This window comes from Mesorhizobium sp. M1338 (assembly GCF_040318045.1).
In the GTDB taxonomy this organism is placed as follows: Bacteria; Pseudomonadota; Alphaproteobacteria; order Rhizobiales; family Rhizobiaceae; genus Mesorhizobium.
In genome coordinates this window covers 1-621 of record NZ_JAMYLL010000162.1, presented here as the reverse complement: position 1 = coordinate 621, position 621 = coordinate 1, and the positions used below count along the sequence as shown (strand labels likewise).

The following is a 621-nucleotide window of genomic DNA, read 5'->3' as shown; positions in this document are numbered from 1 at the left end:
AAAGCTCCCCCACCGCCCCGAACGGGACGGGCGCGCCATGACCGTCCAGAAGATACAACCGCGTGTTCGCAATCGGACGCCCGATATGCGGCACAACGTTGTCACTGAAGAGCCGTCCCGAGGTTGCCACGACGGTAACTTCCGTCGGGCCATAGTTGTTTATTAACTTGAGAGGCGACGGTAGCCGGGAAGGCACACGCTGGAGACGATCACCGCCAATAAGCAAATACTCCAATGTGGGATTTATTTGCTTGTCTTCTAACGCGGTTGTAGCCAGCGGCGTGACTAAAAAGGCGGTCTCCAGCGATTGATCACACCACCATTGCAGTAGAAGCAGGGGATCTCCTGCTGCTGCTCTTGGCGAGAGCAGCAATGCGCTACGATTGGATAATGCAGACCACAGCTCCCAAATGCTGGCATCGAATGCCACTCCGGCCGTGAGTGCGCAGCAGGTTTCTCGTTGACGACAGAACGTTTGCACATGCCATGCTGTAAGATTGACCAGGTTGTGGTGCTCGACCATGACGCCCTTTGGGGTTCCGGTTGAGCCGGAGGTGTAGATCACATAAGCGAGATGGCGTGAGGTCAGGCCAAGGGCGCGGGGCTCGGGATCGCAAGCGG

Annotated in this window: 1 protein-coding gene; it reads right to left on the bottom strand. The window is 57.3% G+C overall.

What is annotated here, in order from left to right; genetic code table 11:
* Positions 1 to 621 (bottom strand): AMP-binding protein (locus tag NKH19_RS33480; protein WP_352984006.1); only part of this gene is annotated, 621 nt, incomplete at both ends.